This window comes from Streptomyces sp. NPDC104106, assembly GCF_055584345.1.
The window spans coordinates 417,347-441,563 of the sequence record NZ_JBVJMF010000006.1 but is presented as its reverse complement, the minus strand read 5'-3'; the positions used below and the strand labels follow the sequence as shown (position 1 = coordinate 441,563).

The following is a 24,217-nucleotide window of genomic DNA, read 5'->3' as shown; positions in this document are numbered from 1 at the left end:
GAACCGCACCACCGCAAGGAGCTGAGTTGACACATCGGAGCATGGGACACCGCAAGATCACGAACACCCGGGTCGAACTCACGGAACTGGGCTTCGGGGCCTCCGTGATCGGCAATCTCCACCGTGTCACCCCTCCCCAGGACGCGCAGGCCGCGATCGAAGCGGCCTGGGAGGCCGGCATCCGGTACTTCGACACGGCACCGCACTACGGGCTCGGTCTCTCCGAGCGACGCCTGGGAGCCGCCCTGCGGGACCGGCCACGCGGCGCGTACGTCGTCTCCTCCAAGGTCGGCCGGCTGCTCGTGCCCAACGAGCAGCCGCGCGGCACCGACACCGAGGGCTTCGTGGTGCGGGACGACCTGCGCAGGCAGTGGGACTTCAGCCGTGACGGAGTGCTCCGCTCCATCGAGGCGACCTTGGAACGCACCGGCCTGGACCGCCTGGACGTCGTCTACCTGCACGACCCCGACGACCATTGGAGACAAGCCGCCGACGAGGCCATGCCGGCCCTCGCGGACCTCCGCGACCAGGGGGTCGTCGGCGCGATCGGCGCCGGGATGAACCAGTCGGCCATGCCGGCCCGCTTCCTGCGCGAGACCCCAGCCGACCTGGTCATGCTGGCCGGGCGCTACACACTCCTCGACCAGTCGGCCCTGGACGATGTCCTGCCCGCCGCGCGGGAACTCGGCAAGAGCGTGGTGGCGGTGGGCGTGTTCAACTCGGGGCTGCTCTCCCGTGACCGGCCCGCCGAGGGCATGAAGTACGACTACCAGGACGCCCCGCCTGCCCTGGTGGCCCGCGCTCGGGCGATCGCCGAGGTCTGCGCGGCGCACGGCACGACCCTGCCCGCCGTCGCGATCGCCTTCCCGCGCACCCATCCCAGTATCATCAACGTCACCCTCGGTATGCGGAATGCGCAACAGGTGGCGCGGAACGTGGAACTCCACCGACGGCACATCCCCGACGGTCTCTGGGATGATCTCCGTGCCCGAGGACTGATCAGGTCGGACGTGCCCGCGGCGGACGATCGTGGAAGGAGTTCGCAGTGTCTCTGACGGACAAGGCCATAGCGCAGATCCGCGAGCTGATCCGCACGGGTGCGTTGCCTCCCGGCTCCAAGCTGCCGCCGGAGCCGGACCTGGCGGCCCATCTGGGTCTGTCCCGCAACTTGGCCCGTGAAGCGGTCAAGGCGCTGGCCGTCGCGCGGGTTCTGGAGGTCCGGCGGGGTGACGGCACGTACGTGACCAGCCTGCAGCCGAGCCTGCTGCTGGAAGGACTCGGCGGAGCGGTGGAACTCCTGCAGGGCGACTCCGCCGCCCTGCAGGACCTCATGGAGGTGCGACGTCTCCTCGAACCGGCCGCCACCGCCCTGGCCGCCACCCGGATCTCCGACGAGCAGCTTGCCGAGGTCAAGCGGCACCTGGACGCCATGCGCGAGGCCCGCGACGACGTCGAGCAGCTCAACATCCACGACGCCGCCTTCCACCGCGCCGTCATCACGGCCACGGGCAACGAGACCCTGCTCACCCTCCTCGAGGGCATCTCCGGCCGCACCCTGCGGGCCCGCATCTGGCGGGGCCTGGTCGACACGCAGGCCGCGGGCCGGACCCTGGCCGAGCACGAGGCGATCTTCCACGCCCTGTCCACCCGCGACGCCTCCCTCAGCCAGGCCGCCGCACTGCTGCACGTGAACAACACCGAACAGTGGCTCAGAGAACACCTGCGCTCCGCCGAGGCCCCGCCCCTCCGGTAGACGTCGATGACGGCGGACCGCCCCGTGGACCTCACGGTGGCGCGGCCCCGGTGCGTCAGATCGGCGACCTCGGCTTCGTCGGCCTGGACGTCGCCCGTCGCCCCCGCTCGGGATCGTCGTTCCCGCGGAAAGGCGAGCCCGCCCAGGCGGTCGGCGATGTCGCGTGTGGGCCTGACGGTGCCTCCGTACGGAGGGTCGGCAGAGGACGGCCGGTCACTGGTCCGCCTCCCGGTTCGTCGCGGCCTCAGAAGCCCGCGACACCCCAGGACGAGGCGGTGTGTGGCTGACACCGTCCGCCCCGTTGTACTCATCGCCAACGGTCAGGACACGACGGAGTGCTGGGGCACGGTGCCGGCGTCGGTCGGCGTGGAGCGGGTGGTGTACTGCGGCACGGGGGCGTCGTCGCGGCCGGTGTCGCGCACGAGTCCGTACCGTTCGCGGTCGGCGGAGTGCGGGTCCGGGGGAGTGGCGATGTCGTCGGCTGTCTCCTGCCAGGAGGAGGGCGGGACGTCGAGGTTGTAGTCGGCCTGGGTTTCGTTGAGGTGGAGTGTGACGCTGCCGTCGAGGTAGTAGGTTCGCCGACACGGTCGACTACAAGATGGACGTGCGGGAGGCGCTGACGCGCAAGCCCGGCAACTTCGAGCTGATCGTCCGCCGTCGTCAGGAACACGAGCGCACCGTCTTCGGCGCCGCCGACGTGCAGACCGGCGACACGCAGGCGCAGACAGCGGTCAGCGGCGTCGGGGTGAACCTGACCGTCGCCTACGGCTCCAGCCTCGGCTCCTGCGAGGACCTGGCGCGCACCATCGCCGACCGCGGTGAACGCTCCGGGTTCGGCACCACGCTGGACCACAGCGGTGGTCGGCGGTCCCGGCCGCCGTCGGTGGGAATTCATGCGCCTGCCCGGCGAGTCCATCGCCGAGCTCCAGCAGGCCGAGACCGCCTGGAAGCTGCTCGAGCCGTGGGACCTGCACCCGGACAACGCCACCCTGGAGCGGCAAACCGTCTACACCTTCCGGGCACGCTGGGCGGACTCCTGGCGCGACGGCCGGCTGCTGCTCGCCGGGGACGCGGCCCACCAGATGCCGCCGTTCTCCGGGCAGGGCCTGTGCTCGGGCCTCCGTGACGCCATCAACCTGAGCTGGAAGCTCGACCTGGTGCTGTCCGGGAAAGCCGACGACAGTCCGCTGGATACCTACACCACCGAGCGATGCCAGCATCTGCAGACTGCGATCGAGAAGTCCGTGATGCTGGGGAGGGTTGTCTGCGAGCCGGACCCGGCCGCGGCCGCCGAGCGCGACGCCCGCATGATCGCCGACCAGCAGGCAGGCCGCGTACCACAAGGAGACCAGTTCCTGGGGACCTTCACCGGCGGACTGCTGGACCGCGACTGCACCGGCGCCACCGCGGAGCCGACCGGGCAGCTCAGCCGGCAGGGACGGGTGCGGTTCAGGGGCCGTACCGGCATGTTCGACGAAACCGTCGGCATCGGGCTCATTCTGCTCACCACCGGTGATCCGCGTGACGGGCTCGACGAGGACACCCTGGCCTGGTGTGAGCAGGTCGGGCTCCGCCTGCTGAGGATCACCGACGACCCGGCGGCGAACGGCCCCGACGTCGTCGTCGATCTCGACCGCACCTACCTGTCCGACCTGGCTCGTACGGGCCTCGAGGCCATGCGGTGCGCCCCGACTTATACGTCTTCGGCGGCGCCAAGAGTACGGTCGACCTCCCGCGTCTGGTCACTGCGCTGCGCGGCGGGCTCACGACGGCCCCCGCCCCGGAGGTCACCGCTTGAGCTGAGCCACCGGCGCCACAGCCGGTGCCCATGGCAGGCCGCGCCGAGCACAGCGACGCGCGGCACGGGGCGGCGCTTCACGCACCGCGCCGCGCCAGCGCGCGGGGTGAGCAACCCCTGCCGGTGAACACTGCGTGGCGATCTCCCGCTCAAGCATCTGCCCGAGCGGCCGGCCTACGACGACTGGCCCGAACACTAATCGGCTCCGGGGGCAGCATCAGCCGACAAAGCGACGCAGATGATCTCTCCCCCATGCCGAGCTCCAAAGAGCGATCACACCGCTTCACCACGTGCTGATGACTCGTCAGTAAAGTCAGCATTGGGTCAGCATTCGTCCGGCCAAAGCTGCCCTCACATGGCCAGAGCTTGGAAACGCGGGCAGCCTCGGGGGCGTCCCGGAGGCAGCATTCACGGGCCCGCGCCACCAGCGATCGTCGTGGGAGGACAGGCGAAGGGACGGTCTCGAATGCCCTGGACCGCAAGTCCGAGTTTTCCCAGTTCAGCGGACCCTTCCGCGTGGTTTCAACGGCACCGGCGGCAGCTCGGGTGCTTGCAGCGGAGCCCCGTCGTAGCCCTTGACCTCGCCGAAACGAACCCCCTTCATCCAGTTCTCGCGAGCCTGTACGATCTCCTCCTGGGAGCGGGCGACGAAGTTCCACCACATGATCAGCTCCTCCGCGAACGGCTCGCCGCCCAGCAGCATGATCCCCGCGTCCGACTCGGCGCGCAGCGGCAGTTCGGTACGGCCGCAGCCGAGGTAGAGCATCGAGCCGGGCAGCACCGGTACGCCGTCCACCCGTACCTCGCCGGACATGGCCAGCACGCCGTACTCGAAGTCCGGCTCCAGGGGCAGGTGGACGTCGGCGCCCCGGGACAGGGCGAGGTCCGCGCCGATGAGCGGGGTGTACGTCGTGCCGGGGGAGCGTGTGCCGTCGAGGGCGCCCAGGAGCACCGTGGCGGTCAGGCCGGGCGCGGTGACCGTCGGCAGGTCCGGGTGGAACTCGAACGCCGGGTCGGTGTGGCGGTGTTCGTCGGGCAGGGCGACCCACAGCTGGGCGCCGTGCAGGAAGCGGGCGTGCGGGCGCGGGCTCTCCTCGGAGTGGCTGATGGCGCGGCCCGAGGTCATCAGGCCCAGCTGCCTGGGGCGGATCGTCTGAAGGCTGCCCGTGGAGTCGCGGTGCAGCACCTCTCCCTCGTGCAGCCAGCTCACCGTCTGCAGGCCGATGTGCGGATGCGGCGGGACCTGCATCCCGGGCTCGTCTGCGATGTCGTCCGGGCCGTAGTGGTCGACGAAGGCCCACGCGCCGATCATGCGCCGGCCCAGGTTGGGCAGCAGCCGGCGCACCTCGGTCGACTCGCCCAGCCTGACCTGGCGGGGACTCAGCAGCTCGCGCACGGGTTCCGCGACGACGAAGCCGCGGCCGCCGCAGACACTCGGGACGGGCGCGCGGTCAAGGTTGCTCATGCCGCCCAACCTAGCGGCCGGCGGCCGGCGTCGCCGAGCGAGCGGTGGATGTGGGGGGATCGGTGATGCCGCCTTCCTCCTATTTGATTAAGTCAATCAACTCGTTTGAATGTGGGGTGAAGCGCGCCGACCGCGTCCCCGATGGAGGCCGGCCCATCACCCCGGCGCAGCCCGGCACGCCGAGACGGGGGAGCGACATAGAACTCGCCCACCCGCAGGCGTAATGCGCCGGCGGGCGGCGGACGGTGTTCCGGTGAGCGGCACCGCCAGCCGGCCAGGGACAGCCGGTGGTGGTGGTTCAACTCCGCGATTCCCGGCGGGTGTTCGGGCAGCGCGAAGGCTCGCGCACCGGTGCCGGGAGCCGTCGGCGCGGCGGTGTCCGGTGGGGTGCGGGCGGCGCGGTCGAGGAAGCGGGGCGGCTCCCGGGGCGTGAGGGCGCCGCTCGGTGCGGGCCCGTTCCGGGGCAGGGCCCCCGGTGGCGTGGCCGTCGTCGTGGGTCTCCTGGAGCCGGGTGGGAAGCGGATCCGGCTTCCCCGCCCGGCTCTGGCCGGTGTCGCTGTCTCGGTGCCGGGGCGCGACCGATGCCGTGCGGGGTGGACCGGGTGCGGACCGTACCCGGGCGCCCGGCTCGGGGCCGGCACGGGCACCGGGGCGGCGGTGGACGCTACCGGCCTCGGCGTGGCACGCGTGGGACCCGGTACGGGGGTGGGGGCGCGGGTGTCGGAGCCGGTACCGGGATCCCGGGGCGGGCACGGGGGACGGCACCGCTGTCGGGGGCGAACGTGCGGGCCGACGACGGCACCGGCGTCGGGGTTGCCGTGCGGGCCGGCTCCAGCGTGGCGGTGGTGCCCGGGGTGGCAGCCGCTCCGGGCCGCCTGGGCGCTCACGGTACCGGCGACGGCGAGGGCCGCGCCTACGGCGGCGGCCTCCCGCCTGGTCCACTTCGCCGGCCCACGCGATCCGCGCCCCGAACAGCCCGTCCAGGGCGAGGTTCCCGGACCGCGACGCACCGGGCGCGCCCCGCAGGACGAGCACGGCGGCCAGGCCCAGCCGGGCGGCCGCGGCCGCGGTCAGCCGGGCATGGTTGCTCTGCGGGGCATCGGTGGTCACGAGCGTGTCCGCACCCTCGGCGAGGGCGGCGCCCACCGTCCACTCCAGCTTGCGGATCTTGTTCCCGCCGCCGCCCAGGCCGGTCAGGTCGTCCCGTTTGATCCACAGGTCGTCCGGGCGGAGCCCGAGCGCGGCCGCCAGCCGGGGTGCCGGTTCGACGGGCGTGGGGACGGTACCGAGCGAGACGGGGGAGTGGCTCATGACGTACGTCCTTCGGTGCGCATCGGTGCCGGCCGGATACCGGTCGGGACCGATCGGGGAACGCGGTCGTTCCGCACCAGTCGATCACACCGGCAACAGCCGGGCGGTCAACGTGCTGAGCTGACGGGCCGTCCGGCACTCGTGCATCTCGACCAGCTCCGCGTAGGCGGGCGCGGCCGAGTCGCCGGTGCCCCAGCGGTCCCGCGGCTCGGGGTTCAGCCAGTACACCCGGCGGGCCCGGCGGGCGACCTCGCGTACGGCGGCCAGGTTGGGGTCGCTCATGTTGGTGCGGGCGTCGCCGAGGACGAACACGGTCGTGCGCGGGCCGACCGCGTCGCCGTACCGCTCGGCGAACTCGCCGAGGGCCACGCCGTAGTCACTGCTGCCGTGCCAGCCGGTGAGCGTGGCCTCGGCGCGGATCCGGGCGCTCAGCCCGTCGGGGTCGGCGCGCCCGTGGTCGAGCAGGCCGGTGACCTCGTCGAGCCGGTTGACGAAGGCGAACACCCGGATCTTGCTGAACTGGTCGTGCAGCGCCTGCACCAGCAGCATCGTGAAGTCCGAGAAGCCCGACACCGACCCCGACACGTCGCACAGCAGCACCAGTTCGGGGCGGACCGGGCGGCGTCTGCGCAGCACCGGGCGCATCGGAACCCCGCCCGTCGACAGCGAGGAACGCAGCGTGCGGCGCAGATCGACCGTGCCGCGCGCGGCACGGCGCCGCCGCGCGGCCAGCCGGGTGGCCAGCTTGCGCGCGAGCGGCGCCACGGCCCTGCGCAGCTCGGCCAGTTGGTCCCGGCTCGCGAACAGGAAGTCCACGCGGTCCGCGGTCGGTACGACACCGCGCCGGGCGATCTCGTCGCGCCCGCGCCGCTCGGCCACCCGGCGCCGCGCCTCCGCTGCGACCATTCGCCGGAACCGCTCGATCCGGCGCCGGACCTCGTCGTCCAGCAACCGGTCCGCGAAGCCGTCGCCGCTCGCGCCGCCCGCGTTTCCGCCGCGGCCCCGGACATCGGCCCGTACTCGCGCCAACAGGGTCTGCGGGCGCAGCCGTTCGAGGGTCTGGTACGCCGAGAAGCCGTCGGAGCCCGACGAACCGCCGTACCCGCCCAGGCCCTCCACCGCCTCGGCCGCCAACCGGGCCCTCAGCGCCTCGTCGCCCGCGGCCAGCGCCTCGGCCAGCCGGTCGCGCAGCTCCTCCCGGCCCGCGCCGGGGCCGTCGGTGCCGCCGACCGCGCGCGGGAAGTACAGGTCGAAGACGGGGTCGAACACGGCCCGCTGCCCCGGGCCGTGCAGCAGCGTCGCGGCCAGCCCCTCGCGCAGCGACTCCCGGTCCGCGAGCCCGAGTTCCGCCACCGCGCGGGCCGCGTCCACGGTCTCGCCGGTGCCGATCCGCATCCCGTGCGCGCGCAGCGCCCCGACCAGGCCGGTGATCCGCTCGGCGACCTCGGTCACAGCGCGTCCAGGTCGAGCTTCGCCGCCGCCTTCTGGATGTCGTCCTGGTGCTTGAGGATCACCCCGAGGCTGTCCCGTACCACCGTCTCGTCCAGCGCGCCGGCGCCCAGGGCCAGCAGGGTGCGCGCCCAGTCGACGGTCTCGGCGACGGACGGCGCCTTGCGCAGGTCCATCGCGCGCAGCGCGCCGACCACCCGGACCACCGACTCGGCCAGCGCCTCGGTCAGGCCCGGCACCTTCAGCCGGACGATCCGCCGCTCCAGCTCCTGCTCGGGAAAGCCGATGTGCAGGAACAGACAGCGCCGGCGCAGGGCCTCGGACAGCTCCCGGCCGGCGTTGGAGGTCAGGACGACGAACGGGCGGCGGGTCGCGGTGACCGTGCCCAGCTCCGGGACGGTGATCTGGAAGTCGCTGAGCACCTCCAGCAGCAGTCCCTCCATCTCGACGTCGGCCTTGTCGGTCTCGTCGATCAGCAGCACCGTCGGCTCGTCGCCGCGGATGGCGGTGAGCAGCGGGCGGGGGAGCAGGAACTCCTCGCTGAAGATGTCGGTGCGGGTCTCGTCCCAGCTCTCGTCGCGGCCCGCGCTGATGCGCAGCAGCTGCTTGGCGTGGTTCCACTCGTACAGCGCGCGGGACTCGTCCACGCCCTCGTAGCACTGCAGCCGGACCAGCCGGGCCCCGGCCACCTGGGCGACGGCCTTGGCCAGCTCGGTCTTGCCCACCCCGGCGGGGCCCTCGACCAGCAGCGGCTTGCCCAGCCGGTCGGCGAGGAACACGGTCGTCGCGACGGCGGGCGAGGCGAGGTAGCCGGTCTCGGCGAGACGGGCGGAGACGTCGTCGACGGATGTGAACAACGGGGCCTCCGGCTGGTCGGGAGCGGGGTCGGTCCGGCTCCTATCTAAGCGCTTGTTCAGCGCCTGTGTCACGCGAATACACCGGTCGGTTTCGCCGCTTCCCGGTCCAGGGTGCCGGCCGTCGGCCCGGAGCGGCGGCTGCCGCCCCCCGGGGCCCTGCTCGTCCACCCCGACGCGGAGCACGCACAGGGCGCAGCCGCCCGGCGGAGCCCCGTACGGACCAGCACAACGCGCCCCCGGGCGCACCCACCCGCTGCAATGGGACCGTGACCGCGCCCCCGGACGACTGCCTCGCCCGCAACGCGTGGATCTGCGGCGCCTATCTGCGCACCCGCCGGCAGGTCCTGCTCGACGCGGTCGTCCAGCATCTGCAACTGACCGCGCTGTCGGTCCTCATCGGCCTGGTCGTCGCCGTGCCGCTCGCGGTGCTGGCCCGGCGCTGGGGCTGGGCCGCCGGCCCGGTGCTGGCCGTGACGACCGTGCTCTACACCATCCCCTCGCTCGCCATGTTCTCCCTGCTGCTGCCGGTCTACGGCCTGTCCGCCTCCCTCGTCGTCGCCGGACTGGTGCTGTACTCGCTCACCCTCCTCGTCCGGAACATCCTCGCGGGCCTGCGCGCGGTCCCCGAGGAGACCCGGCAGGCCGCGCGGGGCCTCGGCTACGGCCCGATCCGGCTGCTGCTCACCGTGGAGCTGCCCCTCGCCCTGCCCGCCGCGATGGCCGGGCTGCGCATCGCCACCGTCTCGGCGGTCTCCCTGGTCACGGTCGGCGCGATCGTCGGCTTCGGCGGCCTCGGCAACCTCATCTACGCGGGCATGAACACCTACTTCAAGGCCCAGGTGCTCACCGCGTCCGTGCTGTGCGTGCTGATCGCGGTCGCCGCCGACCTGCTCCTGCTGGGCGTGCAGCGGCTGCTCACGCCGTGGACGCGGGCCGGGCGGGCCCGCGCGCCCGGCGGACGGCCCCGCACGGCACCCTCGCGGACGGGGGCGGGCCGCGCATGAGCACGCTCACCGCGGCCTGGCACTGGCTCACCGACCCCGCGCACTGGTCCGGCGACGACGGCATCCGGCACCGGCTGCTCCAGCACCTCGTCCTCACCCTGGTCTGCCTCGCCGTCAGCTGTCTGATCGCCCTCCCGGTCGCCCTGGTCCTCGGCCACCTCGGCAAGGGCGGCGCGCTCGCCGTGAACGTCTCCAACGTCGGCCGGGCCGTGCCCACCTTCGCCGTCCTTGTCCTGCTGCTGCTCACCCCGGTCGGCCGGTGGGGCGAGGGGCCCACGGTGGTGGCGCTGGTGCTGTTCGCCGTCCCACCGCTGCTCACCAACGCCTACGTCGGCGTGCGCGAGGTCGACCGCGGCATCGTCCAGGCGGCCCGGGGCATGGGGATGACCGGGCGGCAGACGCTGCTGCGCGTGGAGCTGCCCCTCGCCCTGCCGCTGATGCTCACCGGGATCCGGATCGCCGCCGTCCAGCTCGTCGCCACCGCCACCATCGCCGCGCTCGCGGGAGGCGGCGGCCTCGGCCGGATCATCACCGCCGGATTCAACCTGGCCAGCACGCCCCAGGTGGTCGCCGGAGCCGTCCTGGTCGCCGTGTTCGCGCTCGTCGTGGAGGGCGTCTTCGAGATCGCCGAACGACTGGCACCGGTCCGGACCCGGGGCGGCCGATGAGAAGAGTCCTGCCGGCCGTCCTGCTCCTGGCCCTCACCGCGTGCGCCACCGGCCCCGCCCTGGAGAACCGCGGCGCGGTCACCGCGCCGCCCGGCGACAGCCACCACCTCACGATCGGCTCGGCCGGCTTCACCGAGAGCGACCTGCTCGCCCAGATGTACGCCCAGCTGCTGCGCCAGGCCGGCTACACGACCTCGATGATCACCGTCGCCAACCGGGAGCTGTACGAACCGGCCCTGGAGTCCGGCCAGATCGACGTCGTGCCCGAGTACGCGGCCACCTTCGCCGACTGGCTGAACGCCAGGACCCATGGCGCCGGCGCCCCGCCCGTCGGCTCACCCGACCTCGGCACGACGATGAGGGCGCTGCGGGAACTGGCCGCCCCCCGCGGCCTGACCGTCCTTGCGCCCGGCCGCGCCGTCGACCAGAACGCCTTCGCCGTGCGCGCCGACTACGCCCGCGCACACCGCCTGAAGACCCTCAGCGACCTCGGCGCGGCCAAGCTGGCGGTACGGCTCGCGGCGGGCGACGAGTGCGTCCGGCGGCCGTACTGCGAGCCGGGGTTGAAGAAGGTGTACGGCATCGACATCACCGGCGTGGACCCCAAGGGTGTCGGCACCACCCAGGCCAAGCGGGCCGTGCAGGAGGGCCGGGACCAGATGGTGCTGACGACCACCACGGACGCCACACTCGACTCCTTCGGCCTGGTCCTGCTCGCCGACGACAGGCGTCTGCAGAACGCCGACCACATCGTCCCGGTGGTCAACCGTTCGCGCGCGGGGAGCCAGGGCGTGACGAAGGCGCTCGGCGCGCTGGGCGACGTCCTGACGACGGCCGACCTGGCCGACCTGAACCGGCGGGTCGACAGCTGGCGCCGGCTGCCCGCCGACGTGGCCCGCGGCTATCTGAAGGACAAACACCTGGTGAGACGAGGGGGCCGGCGGGCGAGCCGGGCCGGCCGGGCGGACCGGACTCAGGCGTCCGCGACCGAGTCGAACGCCGCCTGCCCGCGCGTCACACCGCGCGCGTCCGCGGCCACCGAGCGGCGCAGCGCCTCGTGCAGCTTCGCCGGGGTGAGCACACCGAGGAAACGCGCGCCGTCCAACACGGCGACCCACCCGGCGTCGTACTGGAGCATCACGCCGAACGCCTGCTTCAGCGGCGTGCCGACCGGCACCCACGCGGTCATCCGGTGGGTGTGGTCGCCGACCGCGCCGCCCGCCCCGAGTGCGTCGAGGCCGACCCAGCCGTGCAGATCGCCGCCGGGGTCCAGGACGACCGCCCAGCGGGCGCCCCCGGCCCGCAGCCGCTCCCCGGCCACCGCGGCGGGCTCGTCCAGCCGGGCCACGGGCGGCTGTTCCAGATCGTCCGGCTCGATCGCGGTGACCGACAGCCGCTTCAGCCCGCGGTCGGCGCCGACGAAGGAGGCGACGTACGGCGTGGCGGGCGCCCCCAGCACGGCCCCCGGCGTGTCGAACTGCTCGATCCGGCCCTGCCCGTACACGGCGATGCGGTCACCGAGCCGGACCGCCTCCTCGATGTCGTGCGTGACCAGCAGCACCGTCTTGCGCACCGCGGCCTGCATGCGCAGGAACTCGTCCTGCAACTGCTCACGCACCACCGGGTCGACCGCGCCGAACGGCTCGTCCATCAGCAGGACCGGCGGATCCGCCGCGAGGGCCCGCGCCACCCCGACCCGCTGGCGCTGGCCGCCGGACAGCTGCTCGGGGTAGCGCGGGCCGTACGTCGTCGGATCGAGCCCCACCAGATCGAGCAGCTCGGCGGCGCGCGCCCGGGCCCGCGCCCGCTTCCAGCCGAGCAGCGCGGGCACGGTCGCGGTGTTGTCGAGCACGGTGCGGTGCGGGAAGAGGCCCACCTGCTGGATGACATAGCCGATCCGGCGGCGCAGCCGTACCGGGTCGACACCGGCGATGTCCTCGCCGTCGACGAAGATCCGGCCGGAGGTCGGCTCGATCAGCCGGTTCACCATCATCATGGTCGTCGTCTTGCCGCAGCCGGACGGCCCGACCAGCGTGACCAGCTCGCCCTCGGCGACCTCGAGGGAGAGGTCGTCCACGGCCGTCGTACCGTCCGGATACCGCTTGGTGACCTGCTCGAACCGGATCATTCCCCCACGCTAGCGGCGCCGTTCGCGCCCTGCTCGCCGGTACGGCGGAACGGGGCACCGCCGGGGGCCCTGTCAGCCGAGCAGGATCACCTCCAGGGTGCGCGGGCCGTGCACCCCCTCCACCCGGTCCAGCTCGATGTCGCTGGTGGCCGACGGACCCGAGATCCACGTCAAGGGCCTTGTCGCGTCCAGGCGTTCGAGGGCCCGGGGAACGGAGGCGACGACCTGGTCCGGGACCCGGACGACGCAGACGTGGTGGTCGGGGACGAGCGAGACGCGGCGCCGGCCCTGGTCGGGGGAGCCGTCCAGGACGATCGTGCCGGTCTCGGCGATCGCCACCGCGCAGCCCGTGACCACACTGCCCACCCGGTCCAGCTCCCGCGCCGTGCTCTGCGCCCGGTCCTCCCTCCGCACCAGGTCCGCGGCGGACAGCCACCGGGCCGGCAGTCCGGGCGGCACCAGCACCTCGCGCGAGCCGCGCTCGGCCAGCAACCGCGCGATCAGCGGCGGCAGTTCCTCGCTGTCCGCGCGGTGCACGATCGCCCGGTAGTCCGCCAGGTTCTCGGCCAGCAGCTCCACCGTCTCCTCAGCCGTACGCTCCCGTTGGGCGCGCAGATAGTCCCGGCCCACGATCTCGTCGTACGGCCGCTCGTCCGGGCGCACGTCGGCCAGCGCCCGTCGCACCCGGCCCAGCACCCTTTCCCTGCTGCCGCTCACTTGGCCTCGTCCTTTCCGCCGCGGGTACGCTGCCACCAGTCCCGGAACGGCTCCGCCGGCACCGGTGGCAGATCCCGGGTGCCGGACCAGGCCCGGCCCGGGCCCGGCAGGGTGCGGGGGTGCAGCCGGCGGGTGCGGGAGGCGAGCCGCTGCCCGGTGCGCAGGGCGCCCGGGTGGGCCAGCGCCCAGCGGGCCGCACGCATGGCCGCGCGTTCGGCGGCGTGCCCCTTGGCCGGTTTCAGCAGCACCCGGTTGCCGCCGCGCACCGCCGGGCCGCCCTCGGCCACCCGCTCGCGCAGGTGCACCAGCACCTCGGGGATGTCGATGGCTACCGGACACACCTCGTAGCAGGCCCCGCACAGCGACGAGGCGTACGGCAGCGAGGCGTCGATCTCGCTCGCGGTGCCCCTGAGCTGAGGGCTGAGGATGGCACCGATCGGGCCGGGGTAGACCGAGCCGTAGGCGTGGCCGCCCGCACGCTCGTAGACCGGGCAGACGTTGAGGCAGGCCGAGCAGCGGATGCAGCGCAGGGCCTGCCGGCCGACGGTGTCGGCGAGGGTGTCGGTGCGGCCGTTGTCGAGCAGGACCAGGTGGAAGGCGGTCGGGCCGTCGCCGTCCGTGGTGCCGGTCCACATGCTGGTGTACGGGTTCATGCGTTCGGCGGTGGAGGAGCGGGGCAGCGTCTGGAGGAAGACCTCCAGGTCCCGCCAGGTGGGCACCACCTTCTCGATGCCCACGACCGAGATCAGCGTCTCGGGGAGGGTCAGGCACATCCGGCCGTTGCCCTCGGACTCCACGACCACGAGGGTGCCGGTCTCGGCGACCATGAAGTTGGCGCCGGAGACGCCGACCTTGGCGCGCAGGAACTTCTCCCGCAGGTGCAGCCGCGCGGCCTCGGCGAGTTCACCGGGGGCGTCGGTCAGCCCCGCGGGGGCCGGACGGCCCCACTCGCCCATCTCGCGCGCGAAGATGTCCCGGATCTCGCCCCGGTTGCGGTGGATCGCGGGGACCAGGATGTGCGAGGGCCGGTCGTTGCCCAACTGCACGATCAGCTCGGCGAGATCGGTCTCGTAGGCCCGGATGCCCTCGGCCGCGAGGGCTTCGTTGAGGCCGGTCTCCTGCGTGGCCATCGACTTGACCTTGACGACCTCCGACTCGCCGGTCGCCTTGACGAGAGCGGCCACGATCCGGTTGGCCTCGGCGGCGTCGGCCGCCCAGTGGACCGTGCCGCCCGCCGCGGTGACCGACTCCTCCAACTGCTCCAGGTACCGGTCGAGATGGCGCAGCGTGTGGTCCTTGATGCGCCGCCCCGCCTCCCGCAGCTCGGCCCAGTCGGCCATCTCGGCCACCGCCCTGGCCCGCTTGGCGCGGATGGTGTGCGTGGCGTGCCGCAGATTGCCGCGCAGGGTCGTGTTCCCGACGGCCCTGCCGGCCGCCTCGGGAAACGCGGGCATGCCGACGAACGTCCCGCTCATACGGCCGGTTCCTCCTCCGTGCTCGCCAGGATCTCCGCGATGTGCACCGGCCGCAGCCGGGTGCGCAGCCTGCTCATCGTGCCGCCGATGTGCATCAGGCACGAGTTGTCGGCGGCGCACAGCACCTCCGCGCCCGTCGAGGCGGCCGCGCGGACCTTGTCCGCGCCCATCGCCGCCGAGACCGCCGGGTTCTTCACCGCGAAGGTGCCGCCGAACCCGCAGCACTCCTCGGCGCCGGGCAGCTCCACCAGCTCCAGCCCCCTGACCGCGCGCAGCAGCCGGCGCGGCCGGTCGCCCAGCCCGAGGCCGCGCAGGCCGTGGCAGGTCGGATGGTAGGTGACCTTGTGCGGGTAGTGAGCGCCCACGTCCGTCACGCCGAGCACGTCCACCAGGAACTCCGTCAGCTCGTACGTCTTCGGCACCACCGGTGCCAGCGTCCGGGCCAGCGCGTCCCCCCGTCCCTCGGCGCGGGCCCGCTCGCCCATCCGGGGATACAGCTCCCGCACCATCGCCGCGCACGACCCGGACGGCGTCACGATCGCCTCGTACCCGCCGAAGACATCGGAGAAGTGCCGGGCCAGGGGTTCGGCCTCGTGCCGGTAACCGGTGTTGTAGTGCGCCTGTCCGCAACACGTCTGGCCCATCGGGAAGTCGACGTCGACGCCCAGTCTGGTCAGCAGTTTCACCACGGCACGCCCGGTATCGGGATAGAGCGTGTCGTTGACACAGGTCAGGAACAGGGCGACACGCACGGCGGCTCCTCGGGGTCGGTCATCGGATGAGTGCAGGGTAGTCGGCGCGTACCGCCGAGGGGAGGGGGCGGCTCACCGCGCAGCGGACCGTCCGCCCGGGCGGTTCACCGGGTGCCGAGCCGTGCCTCGGCCGCCCGCCAGGGGGCTTCGTCGCCGCGCGGGGCGTAGCGGGTCAGCGGCTGGGTCCGGGTGAGCAGCCGGCGCATCGCGGGGAGGTCGCCGGCCAGCCCGTGGGCACGGGCCTGGACGAGTACGTTGCCGAGCGCCGCCGCCTCCGTCGCGCTCGCCACCACCGGCAGCCCGCAGGCGTCGGCCGTCAGCTGGCACAGCAGCGCGTTCCGGGTGCCGCCGCCGACGACGTACACCACGTCCACCGGATGGTCGGCGAGGCGCCGCGCGTCCGCGACGGCCCTGCGGTGCGCGAGGGCGAGCGAGTCGAGGATGCACCGGGTGATCTCGCCCCGCGTGCGCGGCACCGGCTGGTCCGAGGCGCGGCACGCGGCGGCGATCCGCTCCGGCATCCGCCCCGGCGCCAGGAACGCCTCGTCCCCGGCGTCCACCACCGAACGCAGGCCCGGCACCGTGCCCGCCTCGCGCAGCAGCAGCCCCACGTCGGGCTCGTCCCAGGCGCGTTGGCACTCCTGGAGCAGCCACAGCCCCATGATGTTGCGCAGGTACCTGACGGTGCCGTCCAGCCCCAGCTCGTTGGTGAAATTCGCGGCCCGGCTCTCCTCGGTGAGCACCGGGGCGGTCAGCTCCAGCCCGGCCAGGGACCAGGTGCCGGTGCAGATGTAGGCGAAGCGCTCCCCGGCCGCCGGTACGGCGGCCACCGCCGACGCGGTGTCGTGCGAGCCGACGGCGGTCACCGGAACAGTCCCCGCGAGCCCCGTCTGCTCCAGCACCCCGGGCCGCAGCACCCCCGCCGGGTCCCCCGGCCGGCGCAGCGGCGCGAACAGCCCGAGGTCGACGCCGAGCCGCTCGGCGACCCCGTACGCCCACGTCCGCGTCCGGGGGTCGATCAGCTGCGTGGTGGAGGCGTTGGTCAGCTCGGTGCCCTGCTCGCCGGTCAGCCAGTACGTCAGCAGGTCCGGGATGAGCAACAGCCGTGCGGCACAGGAGAGTTGGGCCGACGACCGGGCGGCGGCGAGCTGGTAGAGGGTGTTGAACGGCGCGTACTGGATGCCGGTCGCGGCGTACAGCTCCGCGGCCGGCACGCTCGCCCACACCTTCTCGGCGACGCCCTCGGTACGGGCGTCGCGGTAGTGCACCGGGTTGCCCAGCAGGGCGCCGTCGGCGTCCAGCAGGCCGTAGTCGACCGCCCAGCTGTCGATGCCGACCGAGTCCACCCGGCCGGCCGCCCGCAGCCCGTCCAGGACACCGCCGTACAGCGCGAGCACGTCCCAGCGCAGTCCCTCCGGGACGCGCAGCGGCCGGTTGGGGAACCGGTGCGCCTCGCTCAGCTCCAGTGAGTCCGGGCCGACGCGGCCGACCATCACCCGCCCGCTGGACGCGCCCAGGTCGACCGCGGCGTACGACCTCACCCTCATCGCAGGAACGCGGCCGCCACACCCGCGTCGACCGGGATGTGCAGCCCCGTGGTGTGCGTGAGGTCCCCGCCCGTGAGCGCGAAGACCGCGCCCGCGACGTGCTCGGGCAGGACCTCCCGCTTGAGGATGGTCCGCTGGGCGTAGAACTCGCCGAGTTTCTCCTCCGGCACGCCGTACACGGCGGCCCGCTGGGCGCCCCACCCCCCGGCGAAGATCCCGGAGCCGCGCACCACGCCGTCGGGGTTGACCCCGTTGACCCGGATCCCGTGTTCGCCCAACTCGGCCGCGAGCAGGCGCACCTGATGGGCCTGGTCGGCCTTGGTGGCCGAGTAGGCGATGTTGTTCGGCCCGGCGAAGACGGCGTTCTTGGACGCGATGTAGACGATGTCCCCGCCCAGCCCCTGCGCGGTCATCACCCGCGCCGCCTCGCGCGACACCAGGAAGGAGCCGCGGGCCATGATGTCGTGCTGGAGGTCCCAGTCCCTGGCGGTGGTCTCCAGCAGGGGCTTGGAGATGGAGATGCCGGCGTTGTTCACCACGAGGTCCACCCCGCCGAAGGCGAGCACGGCCGCGCGGAACGCGGCGGCGATCCGCTCCTCGTCGGTGACGTCCACGGTGACGGCGACGGCCTTGTCCGCTCCGCCCAGTTCCTCCGCGACGGCGGCGGCGCGCTCCGCGTCGAGGTCGGCGACGACGACGCACGCCCCCTCGGCGACGAGCCGGTGGGCGATCGCCCGGCCGATCCCGCTGCCGGCGCCGGTGACGAACGCCACCCGGGTGGCCAGCGGCTTCGGCTTCGGCATCCGCTGGAGCTTGGCCTCCTCCAGCGCCCAGTACTCGATGCGGAACTTCTCGGCCTCCTCGATCGGCGCGTACGTCGACACCGCTTCCGCGCCCCGCATGACGTTGACGGCGTTGACGTAGAACTCGCCGGCCACGCGGGCGGTCTGCTTGTCCTTGCCGAAGGAGAACATGCCGACGCCCGGCACGAGCACGATCGCCGGGTCGGCGCCGCGCATGGCGGGGGAGTCGGGCAGCGCGTGCCGCCGGTAGTAGGCGGCGTATTCCTCCCGGTACGCGGCGTGCAGCTCCTTCAGCCGGGCGACGGCCTCCTCCAGGGGCGCGGACGGCGGCAGGTCGAGCACCAGCGGCCGTACCTTGGTGCGCAGGAAGTGGTCGGGGCAGGAGGTGCCGAGCGCGGCGAGCCGGGGATGCCCGGCGCGGGCGAGGAAGTCCAGGACGACGTCGGAGTCGTCGAAGTGGCCGACCTGGGGCCGGTCCTGGGAGGCGATCGCGCGGATGTGCGGCGCGAGCGCCGCCGCCCGCTGACGTCGTCCGTCCTCGGGCAGCGCCTCGTAGCCCGCCAGGACGGGCCCGAAGGGTTCCGCCCTGCCGTGCTCGGCGAGGAACCGCTCTGCCGTGCGGATGATGTGCAGCGAGTTGCGCTCGCACTCCTCGGAGCTGTCGCCCCAGGCGGTGATGCCGTGCCCGCCGAGGACGCACCCGACGGCCCGCGGGTGGGCGGCCTTGATCGCGGCGATGTCGAGCCCCAGCTGGAACCCGGGCCGCCGCCACGGCACCCACACCACACTGTCGCCGAAGCACTCGGCGGTCAGCTTCTCCCCGTCGGCCGCGCAGGCGAGCGCGATCCCCGAGTCCGGATGGAGGTGATCGACGTGCGGGGCGTCCACCAGCCCGTGCATGGCGGTGTCGATGGACGGCGCCGCCCCGCCCTTGCCGTGCAGGCAGTAGTCGAACGCGGCGACCATCTCGTCCTCCCGCTCGACCCCGGGGTACACCTCGGCGAGCGCCCGCAGCCGGTCCAGCCGCAGCACAGCGAGCCCGGCCTCGGTGAGGGTGCCGAGATCCCCGCCGGACCCCTTGACCCACATCAGCTCCACGTCACCACCGGTGACGGGATCGGTGGCGGTGCCCTTCGCGGAGGCGTTGCCGCCGGCGTAGTTGGTGTTGCGGGGATCGGCGCCGAGCCGATGGGAACGGGAGAGGAGGGCGGCGGCTTCGGGGTGGCTGGTCATGACGGCCGGATCCTTTTCAAGAAGGGGGAGGTGACGAGAGGGGGCGGGGCGAGGTGTCGATGGGCGGCTGCGCCGCGCCGGCAGCGACCGGCCGCAACCGGGTCCCGTGCTCCGCGACGGCGCTGGGCCGGGCAGGCGCTCACGCCCCCCAGCCGGCCTGCTGCCCCCCGACCCGCTCGGCGACGATCCGCTCGGCCCAGCCCGAGCGGGCGTACGCGGCCAGGGGCTCGGGATCCAGCCCCATCTCCTCGCGCACCTCCCGCAGCAACGGCCGCACATCCGTGTTGTACGCGTCCATCAGCACCCCGTTGGCGCCCAGCACGTCGCCGGACGCCTGAGCCCGCGCCAGCGCCGCCCGGTCGACGAGCAGCGCCTTCGCCGTCGCCTCCTGCACGTTCATCACGGACCGGATGATCGCCGGGATCTTCGCCTCGACGTTGTGACACTGGTCGAGCATGAACGCGACCTGGGCCTCCGCCGAGAACCCGCCCCCGCGCACCACCTCGCACATGATCCGGAACAGCTGGAAGGGGTCGGCCGCCCCCACCATCAGGTCGTCGTCGGCGTAGAAGCGCGAGTTGAAGTCGAACCCCCCGAGCCTGCCCTCGCGCAGCAGCGTCGCCACGATGAACTCGATGTTGGTGCCCGGCGCGTGGTGCCCGGTGTCCACGACCACCTGTGCCCTGTCGCCGAGCTTCAGGCAGTGGGCGTAGGCGGTGCCCCAGTCCGGCACGTCCGTCGTGTAGAAGGCCGGCTCGAAGAGCTTGTACTCCAGCAGCATCCGCTGCCCCTCGCCGAGCCGCTCGTACACCTCGGCCAGCCCCTCGGCGAGCCGGTCCTGCCGGGCCCGGATGTCGTCCTGGCCGGGATAGTTCGTCCCGTCGGCGAACCACAGCTTCAGGTCCCGGGACCCGGTGGCGTCCATGATGTCGACGCACTCCAGCAGGTGGTCGACGGCCTTCCTGCGCACCGCCGCGTCGGGGTGGCAGATGCTGCCCAGCCGGTAGGCGTCGTCCTGGAAGGTGTTGGAGTTGATCGCCCCCAGGCGCAAGCCCCGCTCCTCGGCGTACTCGGCCAGCTCCGCGTATCCGTCGGGGCCGTCCACCCGGTCCCAGGGGATGTGCAGCGCGACGGTCGGGGCCACGCCGGTGAACTCCTGCACCTTGGCCGCGTCCTGGAGTTTCTCCCAGGGATCGCGGGGCACGCCGGGCTGGGCGAACACCTTGAAACGGGTTCCCGAGTTCCCGTACGCCCACGACGGCGTCTCGACGGCCTGGGTCTTGAGCGCGGCCTTCACCGCGGCGAGGTCGGTCACTGCAGGGCTCCTGGTGAGGTCGGTCGGAACGACGAAGCACGTGGAACGATGTGTGAAACGATTCAGATCCGCAAGCTAGGGGTCCCTCCCGGGGGTGTCAAGCATTCCGGCCGCGGCGCTTTTCCGTGACTCCGTTGTGACCTTTGGCTATCGAAACTTTTTCGATACGGACCCATTGACGTGACATGGCTGCGGTGCCTACGGTCCCGGCAATCCAGTTGAAACCTTTCACGGCGCTGTGGAGCGGACCTTCGGGCCGCTGCCGCCGGTGTCGTCGAGGAGCCTGCCATGACCCACCCGCCCGACACGGGACCGGCGCCGGTGCTGGCACTGAGGGGCGTCTCCAAGTCCTTCGGCGCCGTACGTGCCCTCAGGGACGTCTCCCTGGAGCTGCTGCCCGGTGAGGTGCACGCCCTTGCCGGTGAGAACGGCGCGGGCAAGTCGACGCTGATCAAGACCCTCTCCGGGGTGCACCGGCCGGACACCGGCCAGGTGCTGCTCGACGGCGAGCCCGTCGTCTTCCACGGCCCCGGCGACGCACGCGACGCGGGGATCGCCGTCATCTACCAGGAACCCACCCTCTTCCCCGACCTGTCCATCGCCGAGAACATCTTCGTGGGCCGCCAGCCCCGGCGGGCCCTCGGCCGGATCGACCACAAGGCAACCCGTGCGGCCACGGCCGCCCTGATGAAACGACTCGGCGTCGCCCTCGACCCCGACCGGCCCGCCCGGGGCCTCTCGATCGCCGACCAGCAGATCGTGGAGATCGCCAAGGCGCTCTCCTTCGACGCCCGGGTGCTGGTCATGGACGAGCCGACGGCCGCCCTGACCGGCAGCGAGGCCGCCCGGCTCTTCGGCGTCGTGCGCACCCTGAGCGAACAGGGCGCCGCCGTCCTGTTCATCTCACACCGCCTGGAGGAGATCTTCCGGATCTGCCGGCGGGTGACCACCCTGCGCGACGGCGCCCGGATCGCCAGCGAACCCCTCGACGGCATGACCGAGGACGAGTTGGTGCGCCGGATGGTCGGCCGCGACCTGGACGAGCTGTATCCGAAGCAGGACGTGGCACCGGGCGACGTCGCCCTGAGCGTGCGGCGGCTGACCCGGGAGGGCGTCTTCACGGACGTCTCCTTCGAGGTGCGCCGCGGCGAGATCGTCGGCCTCGCCGGGCTGGTCGGCGCCGGCCGCACCGAGGTGGCGCGCGCGGTGTTCGGCGTCGACCGGTGGGACGCCGGCGAGGTCGAGGTCGACGGGCGCCGGCTCACCGGTGGCGCGCCGTCCACGGCGATGGCCGCGGGCCTGGCCCTCGTCCCCGAGGACCGGCGCGCCCAGGGCCTGGTGATGGACATGTCCATCGAGCGCAACATCGGCCTGACCGGACTGCGCACGACCGTCAGGGCCGGGCTGATGGACCGCGGGGCCGAACGCAGCCGCTCCCTGGACTGGGCCGTGAGACTCCAGGTGAAGTACGCCCGGATCGCCGACGCCGTCGGCACCCTCTCGGGCGGCAACCAGCAGAAGGTCGTCCTCGCCAAATGGCTTGCCACGGGCCCGAAGGTGCTCATCGTGGACGAGCCGACACGCGGGATCGACGTCGGCACGAAGGCCGAGGTGCACCGGCTGCTGTCCCAGCTCGCCGCCGAGGGGGTGGCGGTGCTGATGATCTCCTCCGACCTGCCCGAGATCCTCGGCATGGCCGACCGGGTGCTCGTGATGTACGAGGGCCGGATCACCGCCGAGATCCCCCGCTCCGAAGCCACCGAGGAGACCGTGATGGCCGCAGCGACCGGGAGGACCGCCGCATGACAGCCGTAGGACGGGCCGCCCGTAGGGTCCGCACCGCCCCCGCCGCCCCACGGAGGGCCGCATGACGGCGACCACGTCCGACCAGTCCCCGCTCACCGAGGCGCCCCCGTCCAGCGGGACCCGGCTGGTGGACCGCGTGTTCAGGATGCGCGAACTCGCCATCCTCGTCGTCTTCCTGGTGATGATCGCCGTCACCCAGGCCGGCAACAACCAGTTCCTGTCCGAACAGGGCATCAAGGACCTGCTGCTGAACGCGACGATCCTGGTGCTGGTCGCCACCGGCCAGTCCCTCGTCGTCATCACCCGCAACGTCGACCTGTCCGTCGGCTCGGCACTCGGCATCAGCGCCTTCCTGGCCGGCGACTATCTGCACGGCGGCGGCAACCCCGTCGTCGCGGTCCTCCTCGCCGTCCTGCTCGGCGTCGGCCTCGGGCTGCTCAACGGCCTGCTGGTGAGCCTCGGCCAGGTGCCCGCCCTGGTCGTCACGCTGGGCACCCTCTACATCATCCGGGGCGTCGACTCGATCTGGGTCGGCTCCCGGCAGATCACGGCGGCCGACCTGCCCGGCTCCTTCGTCGACTTCGGCTCCGGCGGCGTCTTCGCGATCCCCTGGCTCGCCGTCATCGCGCTCGCCGTGCTCGTCGCCACCGCGTACTACCTCAAACACTTCGGCGGCGGACGGGAGTTGTACGCCCTCGGCTCCAACCCCGAGGCCGCCCGGCTGGCCGGCATCCCCGTGCGCAAACGGATCCTGGCCGCCTACACCTTCTGCGGCGCGCTCGCCGGCCTCGCCGGGGCGATGTACCTGGCCCGGTTCGGCAACGTCGACTCCGGTACCGGCAACGGGTACGAACTGACCGTCGTCAGCGCCGTCGTGGTCGGGGGCGTGGTCTTCACCGGCGGCTCCGGCGGCGTCTACGGCGCCGCCCTCGGTGCCCTGCTGCTCACCTCCGTCAACAGCGTCCTGCCCGCGCTCGGGGTCAGCTCCGTGTGGGTGCTGGCCATCAACGGCGTCCTGCTGCTGCTCGCGATCGCCGTCGACCGGATCGTCGCGCTGCGGGTCGCCGCCGCCCTGAAGAAGAAGTCGGACCGGCCAAGGACCGCCCCGCCGAAGGAGAACGCCGGTGTCTGAGTCGCTCACCCGCGCCGTCCGCTGGGACACGGTCGTCGGCGCGCTCCTCGTCGTCCTGTTGCTGCTGTCGTTCGGGTTCGTGGACGGCTTCGGCAACGCGCTGAACCTGTCCTTCCTGATCGGCAACACACTCCCGATCGCGTTGATCGCCCTGCCCATGACCCTGCTCGTGGTGTCGGGCGAGATCGACCTGTCGGTGGCGTCCACGGCCGGGCTGGCCGGGGCGGTGATGGGCAAGCTCTGGAACGAGGGCATGGCCATCGAGACGATCATCCCGCTGTGCCTGCTGCTGGGCGCGGTGTGCGGGCTGGTCAACGGCCTGCTCGTCACCCGGCTCGGGCTGCCGTCCCTCGCCGTCACCATCGGCACCCTCGCGGCGTACCGGGGCCTCGCCCAGATCGTGCTCGGTTCCGACGCGGTCACCGACTTCCCCGCCCAGTACCTGGACTTCGCCTCGGGCCGGCTCGGCGGCACGTTCCTGCCGCAGGCGTTCCTGCCCTTCGTCGTGCTCCTCGCCGTCGCCGTGGTGGTGCTGCACGCCACGCCGTTCGGCCGCTCGCTGTTCGCGGTCGGGGCGAGCGAGGAGGCGGCACGCTTCGCCGGGATCCGGGTGAAGCGGACCAAGCTGATCCTCTTCGTCGCCACCGGTTTCATGTCGGCGCTGACGGGCGTCTTCTGGGCGCTGCACTACGCGAGCGCGCGGTACGACAACGCCACCGGACTCGAACTCTCCGTCGTGGCGGCCGTGCTGCTCGGCGGCATCGACTTCGACGGCGGCCGGGGGACGCTGGGCGGCGCGATCGCCGGGGTGTTCCTGCTCGGCGCGCTGCAGAACGTCATGAGCCTGCTGAACGTCTCCGCGCAGTCGCAGATCGTCGTCACCGGTGTCCTGCTGGTCGTCTCCGTCCTCGGCCCCCGGGTCGCGCGCCAGATCTCCGTCGCGAGGGCGGGCCGCGAAGCCGCCTCGACTCCGACCCCGTAGCCCGTCTTCTCCCCCGTAAAGG

At 72.9% G+C, this 24,217-nt stretch carries 19 protein-coding genes and 1 pseudogene; 9 read left to right on the top strand and 11 right to left on the bottom strand.

Going from position 1 to position 24,217, the window contains the following annotated elements:
- Window positions 1-41: 41 nt before the first annotated feature.
- The 3 genes from ACZ60X_RS17690 to ACZ60X_RS17680 all read left to right on the top strand — a co-directional run bounded on the left by ACZ60X_RS17690 (window position 42) and on the right by ACZ60X_RS17680 (window position 3,678).
- Window positions 42-1,055 carry an aldo/keto reductase gene (locus ACZ60X_RS17690; protein WP_469599138.1) on the top strand — a complete coding sequence of 338 codons (1,014 nt, stop codon included), beginning with the start codon at window positions 42-44 and terminating at the stop codon, window positions 1,053-1,055.
- Entirely contained in the window at window positions 1,046-1,753 is a 708-nt protein-coding gene (locus ACZ60X_RS17685) for a FadR/GntR family transcriptional regulator (RefSeq protein WP_469599136.1), read from the top strand. The genes ACZ60X_RS17690 and ACZ60X_RS17685 overlap by 10 nt, the downstream gene beginning before the upstream one ends.
- Window positions 1,754-2,646: 893 nt before the next feature.
- On the top strand, window positions 2,647-3,678 hold the full coding sequence (locus tag ACZ60X_RS17680) for an FAD-dependent monooxygenase (protein ID WP_469599134.1): 1,032 nt from the start codon (window positions 2,647-2,649) through the stop codon (window positions 3,676-3,678).
- Between the two features lie 372 nt (window positions 3,679-4,050).
- Here the strand turns inward: ACZ60X_RS17680 and ACZ60X_RS17675 are convergent, their stop codons facing one another.
- From ACZ60X_RS17675 to ACZ60X_RS17660, 4 genes are all read right to left on the bottom strand, one after another.
- Window positions 4,051-5,016, bottom strand: a complete 966-nt coding sequence (locus ACZ60X_RS17675) for a pirin family protein (protein ID WP_469599131.1) — start codon at window positions 5,014-5,016, stop codon at window positions 4,051-4,053.
- Window positions 5,017-5,172: 156 nt separating this feature from the next.
- A complete protein-coding gene (locus ACZ60X_RS17670) occupies window positions 5,173-6,327 on the bottom strand; it encodes a pyridoxal-phosphate dependent enzyme (RefSeq protein ID WP_469599129.1) in 1,155 nt (384 codons plus the stop codon).
- A gap of 84 nt (window positions 6,328-6,411) precedes the next feature.
- Window positions 6,412-7,722 (bottom strand): VWA domain-containing protein, encoded by a 1,311-nt coding sequence (locus ACZ60X_RS17665; protein WP_469599259.1) that lies wholly within the window; start codon window positions 7,720-7,722, stop codon window positions 6,412-6,414.
- A gap of 53 nt (window positions 7,723-7,775) precedes the next feature.
- Window positions 7,776-8,633, bottom strand: coding sequence for an AAA family ATPase (locus tag ACZ60X_RS17660; RefSeq protein WP_469599257.1), 858 nt, complete (start codon window positions 8,631-8,633; stop codon window positions 7,776-7,778).
- Between the two features lie 266 nt (window positions 8,634-8,899).
- Here ACZ60X_RS17660 and ACZ60X_RS17655 point away from each other — a divergent pair, with 266 nt between their 5' ends.
- The 3 genes and pseudogenes from ACZ60X_RS17655 to ACZ60X_RS17645 form a co-directional block, all read left to right on the top strand.
- Window positions 8,900-9,637 (top strand): ABC transporter permease, encoded by a 738-nt coding sequence (locus ACZ60X_RS17655; protein WP_469599127.1) that lies wholly within the window; start codon window positions 8,900-8,902, stop codon window positions 9,635-9,637.
- Window positions 9,634-10,305, top strand: coding sequence for an ABC transporter permease (locus ACZ60X_RS17650; protein WP_469599125.1), 672 nt, complete (start codon window positions 9,634-9,636; stop codon window positions 10,303-10,305). The genes ACZ60X_RS17655 and ACZ60X_RS17650 overlap by 4 nt, the downstream gene beginning before the upstream one ends.
- Window positions 10,302-11,234, top strand: a pseudogene (locus ACZ60X_RS17645) (ABC transporter substrate-binding protein); the annotation flags it as partial. The gene ACZ60X_RS17650 and the pseudogene ACZ60X_RS17645, both read left to right, overlap by 4 nt.
- A gap of 44 nt (window positions 11,235-11,278) precedes the next feature.
- Here the strand turns inward: ACZ60X_RS17645 and ACZ60X_RS17640 are convergent.
- The 7 genes from ACZ60X_RS17640 to rhaI form a co-directional block, all read right to left on the bottom strand.
- The gene (locus ACZ60X_RS17640) at window positions 11,279-12,433 is read right to left on the bottom strand and encodes an ABC transporter ATP-binding protein (protein WP_469599122.1); all 1,155 of its coding nucleotides are present in this window, start codon (window positions 12,431-12,433) and stop codon (window positions 11,279-11,281) included.
- A 72-nt stretch (window positions 12,434-12,505) separates the two neighbouring features.
- Window positions 12,506-13,150 carry a LutC/YkgG family protein gene (locus ACZ60X_RS17635; RefSeq protein ID WP_469599120.1) on the bottom strand — a complete coding sequence of 215 codons (645 nt, stop codon included), beginning with the start codon at window positions 13,148-13,150 and terminating at the stop codon, window positions 12,506-12,508.
- Entirely contained in the window at window positions 13,147-14,625 is a 1,479-nt protein-coding gene (locus ACZ60X_RS17630) for a lactate utilization protein B (RefSeq protein WP_469599118.1), read from the bottom strand. The genes ACZ60X_RS17635 and ACZ60X_RS17630 overlap by 4 nt, the downstream gene beginning before the upstream one ends.
- Window positions 14,622-15,377, bottom strand: a complete 756-nt coding sequence (locus tag ACZ60X_RS17625; protein WP_469599116.1) for a (Fe-S)-binding protein — start codon at window positions 15,375-15,377, stop codon at window positions 14,622-14,624. The genes ACZ60X_RS17630 and ACZ60X_RS17625 overlap by 4 nt, the downstream gene beginning before the upstream one ends.
- 104 nt (window positions 15,378-15,481) lie before the next feature.
- Window positions 15,482-16,918 (bottom strand): rhamnulokinase, encoded by a 1,437-nt coding sequence (locus ACZ60X_RS17620; protein ID WP_469599255.1) that lies wholly within the window; start codon window positions 16,916-16,918, stop codon window positions 15,482-15,484.
- Window positions 16,919-16,920: 2 nt separating this feature from the next.
- Window positions 16,921-18,960 (bottom strand): bifunctional aldolase/short-chain dehydrogenase, encoded by a 2,040-nt coding sequence (locus ACZ60X_RS17615; protein ID WP_469599114.1) that lies wholly within the window; start codon window positions 18,958-18,960, stop codon window positions 16,921-16,923.
- Between the two features lie 139 nt (window positions 18,961-19,099).
- On the bottom strand, window positions 19,100-20,275 hold the full coding sequence (gene rhaI, locus ACZ60X_RS17610) for an L-rhamnose isomerase (protein ID WP_469599112.1): 1,176 nt from the start codon (window positions 20,273-20,275) through the stop codon (window positions 19,100-19,102).
- A gap of 288 nt (window positions 20,276-20,563) precedes the next feature.
- On the opposite strand from rhaI, the gene ACZ60X_RS17605 reads away from it, so the two are divergent.
- The 3 genes from ACZ60X_RS17605 to ACZ60X_RS17595 all read left to right on the top strand — a co-directional run bounded on the left by ACZ60X_RS17605 (window position 20,564) and on the right by ACZ60X_RS17595 (window position 24,195).
- Complete coding sequence (locus ACZ60X_RS17605; RefSeq protein WP_469599110.1) at window positions 20,564-22,081, top strand: sugar ABC transporter ATP-binding protein; 1,518 nt, start codon at window positions 20,564-20,566, stop codon at window positions 22,079-22,081.
- A gap of 61 nt (window positions 22,082-22,142) precedes the next feature.
- Window positions 22,143-23,213 carry an ABC transporter permease gene (locus tag ACZ60X_RS17600; RefSeq protein WP_469599108.1) on the top strand — a complete coding sequence of 357 codons (1,071 nt, stop codon included), beginning with the start codon at window positions 22,143-22,145 and terminating at the stop codon, window positions 23,211-23,213.
- A complete protein-coding gene (locus tag ACZ60X_RS17595; RefSeq protein ID WP_469599105.1) occupies window positions 23,206-24,195 on the top strand; it encodes an ABC transporter permease in 990 nt (329 codons plus the stop codon). The genes ACZ60X_RS17600 and ACZ60X_RS17595 overlap by 8 nt, the downstream gene beginning before the upstream one ends.
- The last annotated feature ends 22 nt before the right edge of the window (window positions 24,196-24,217 follow it).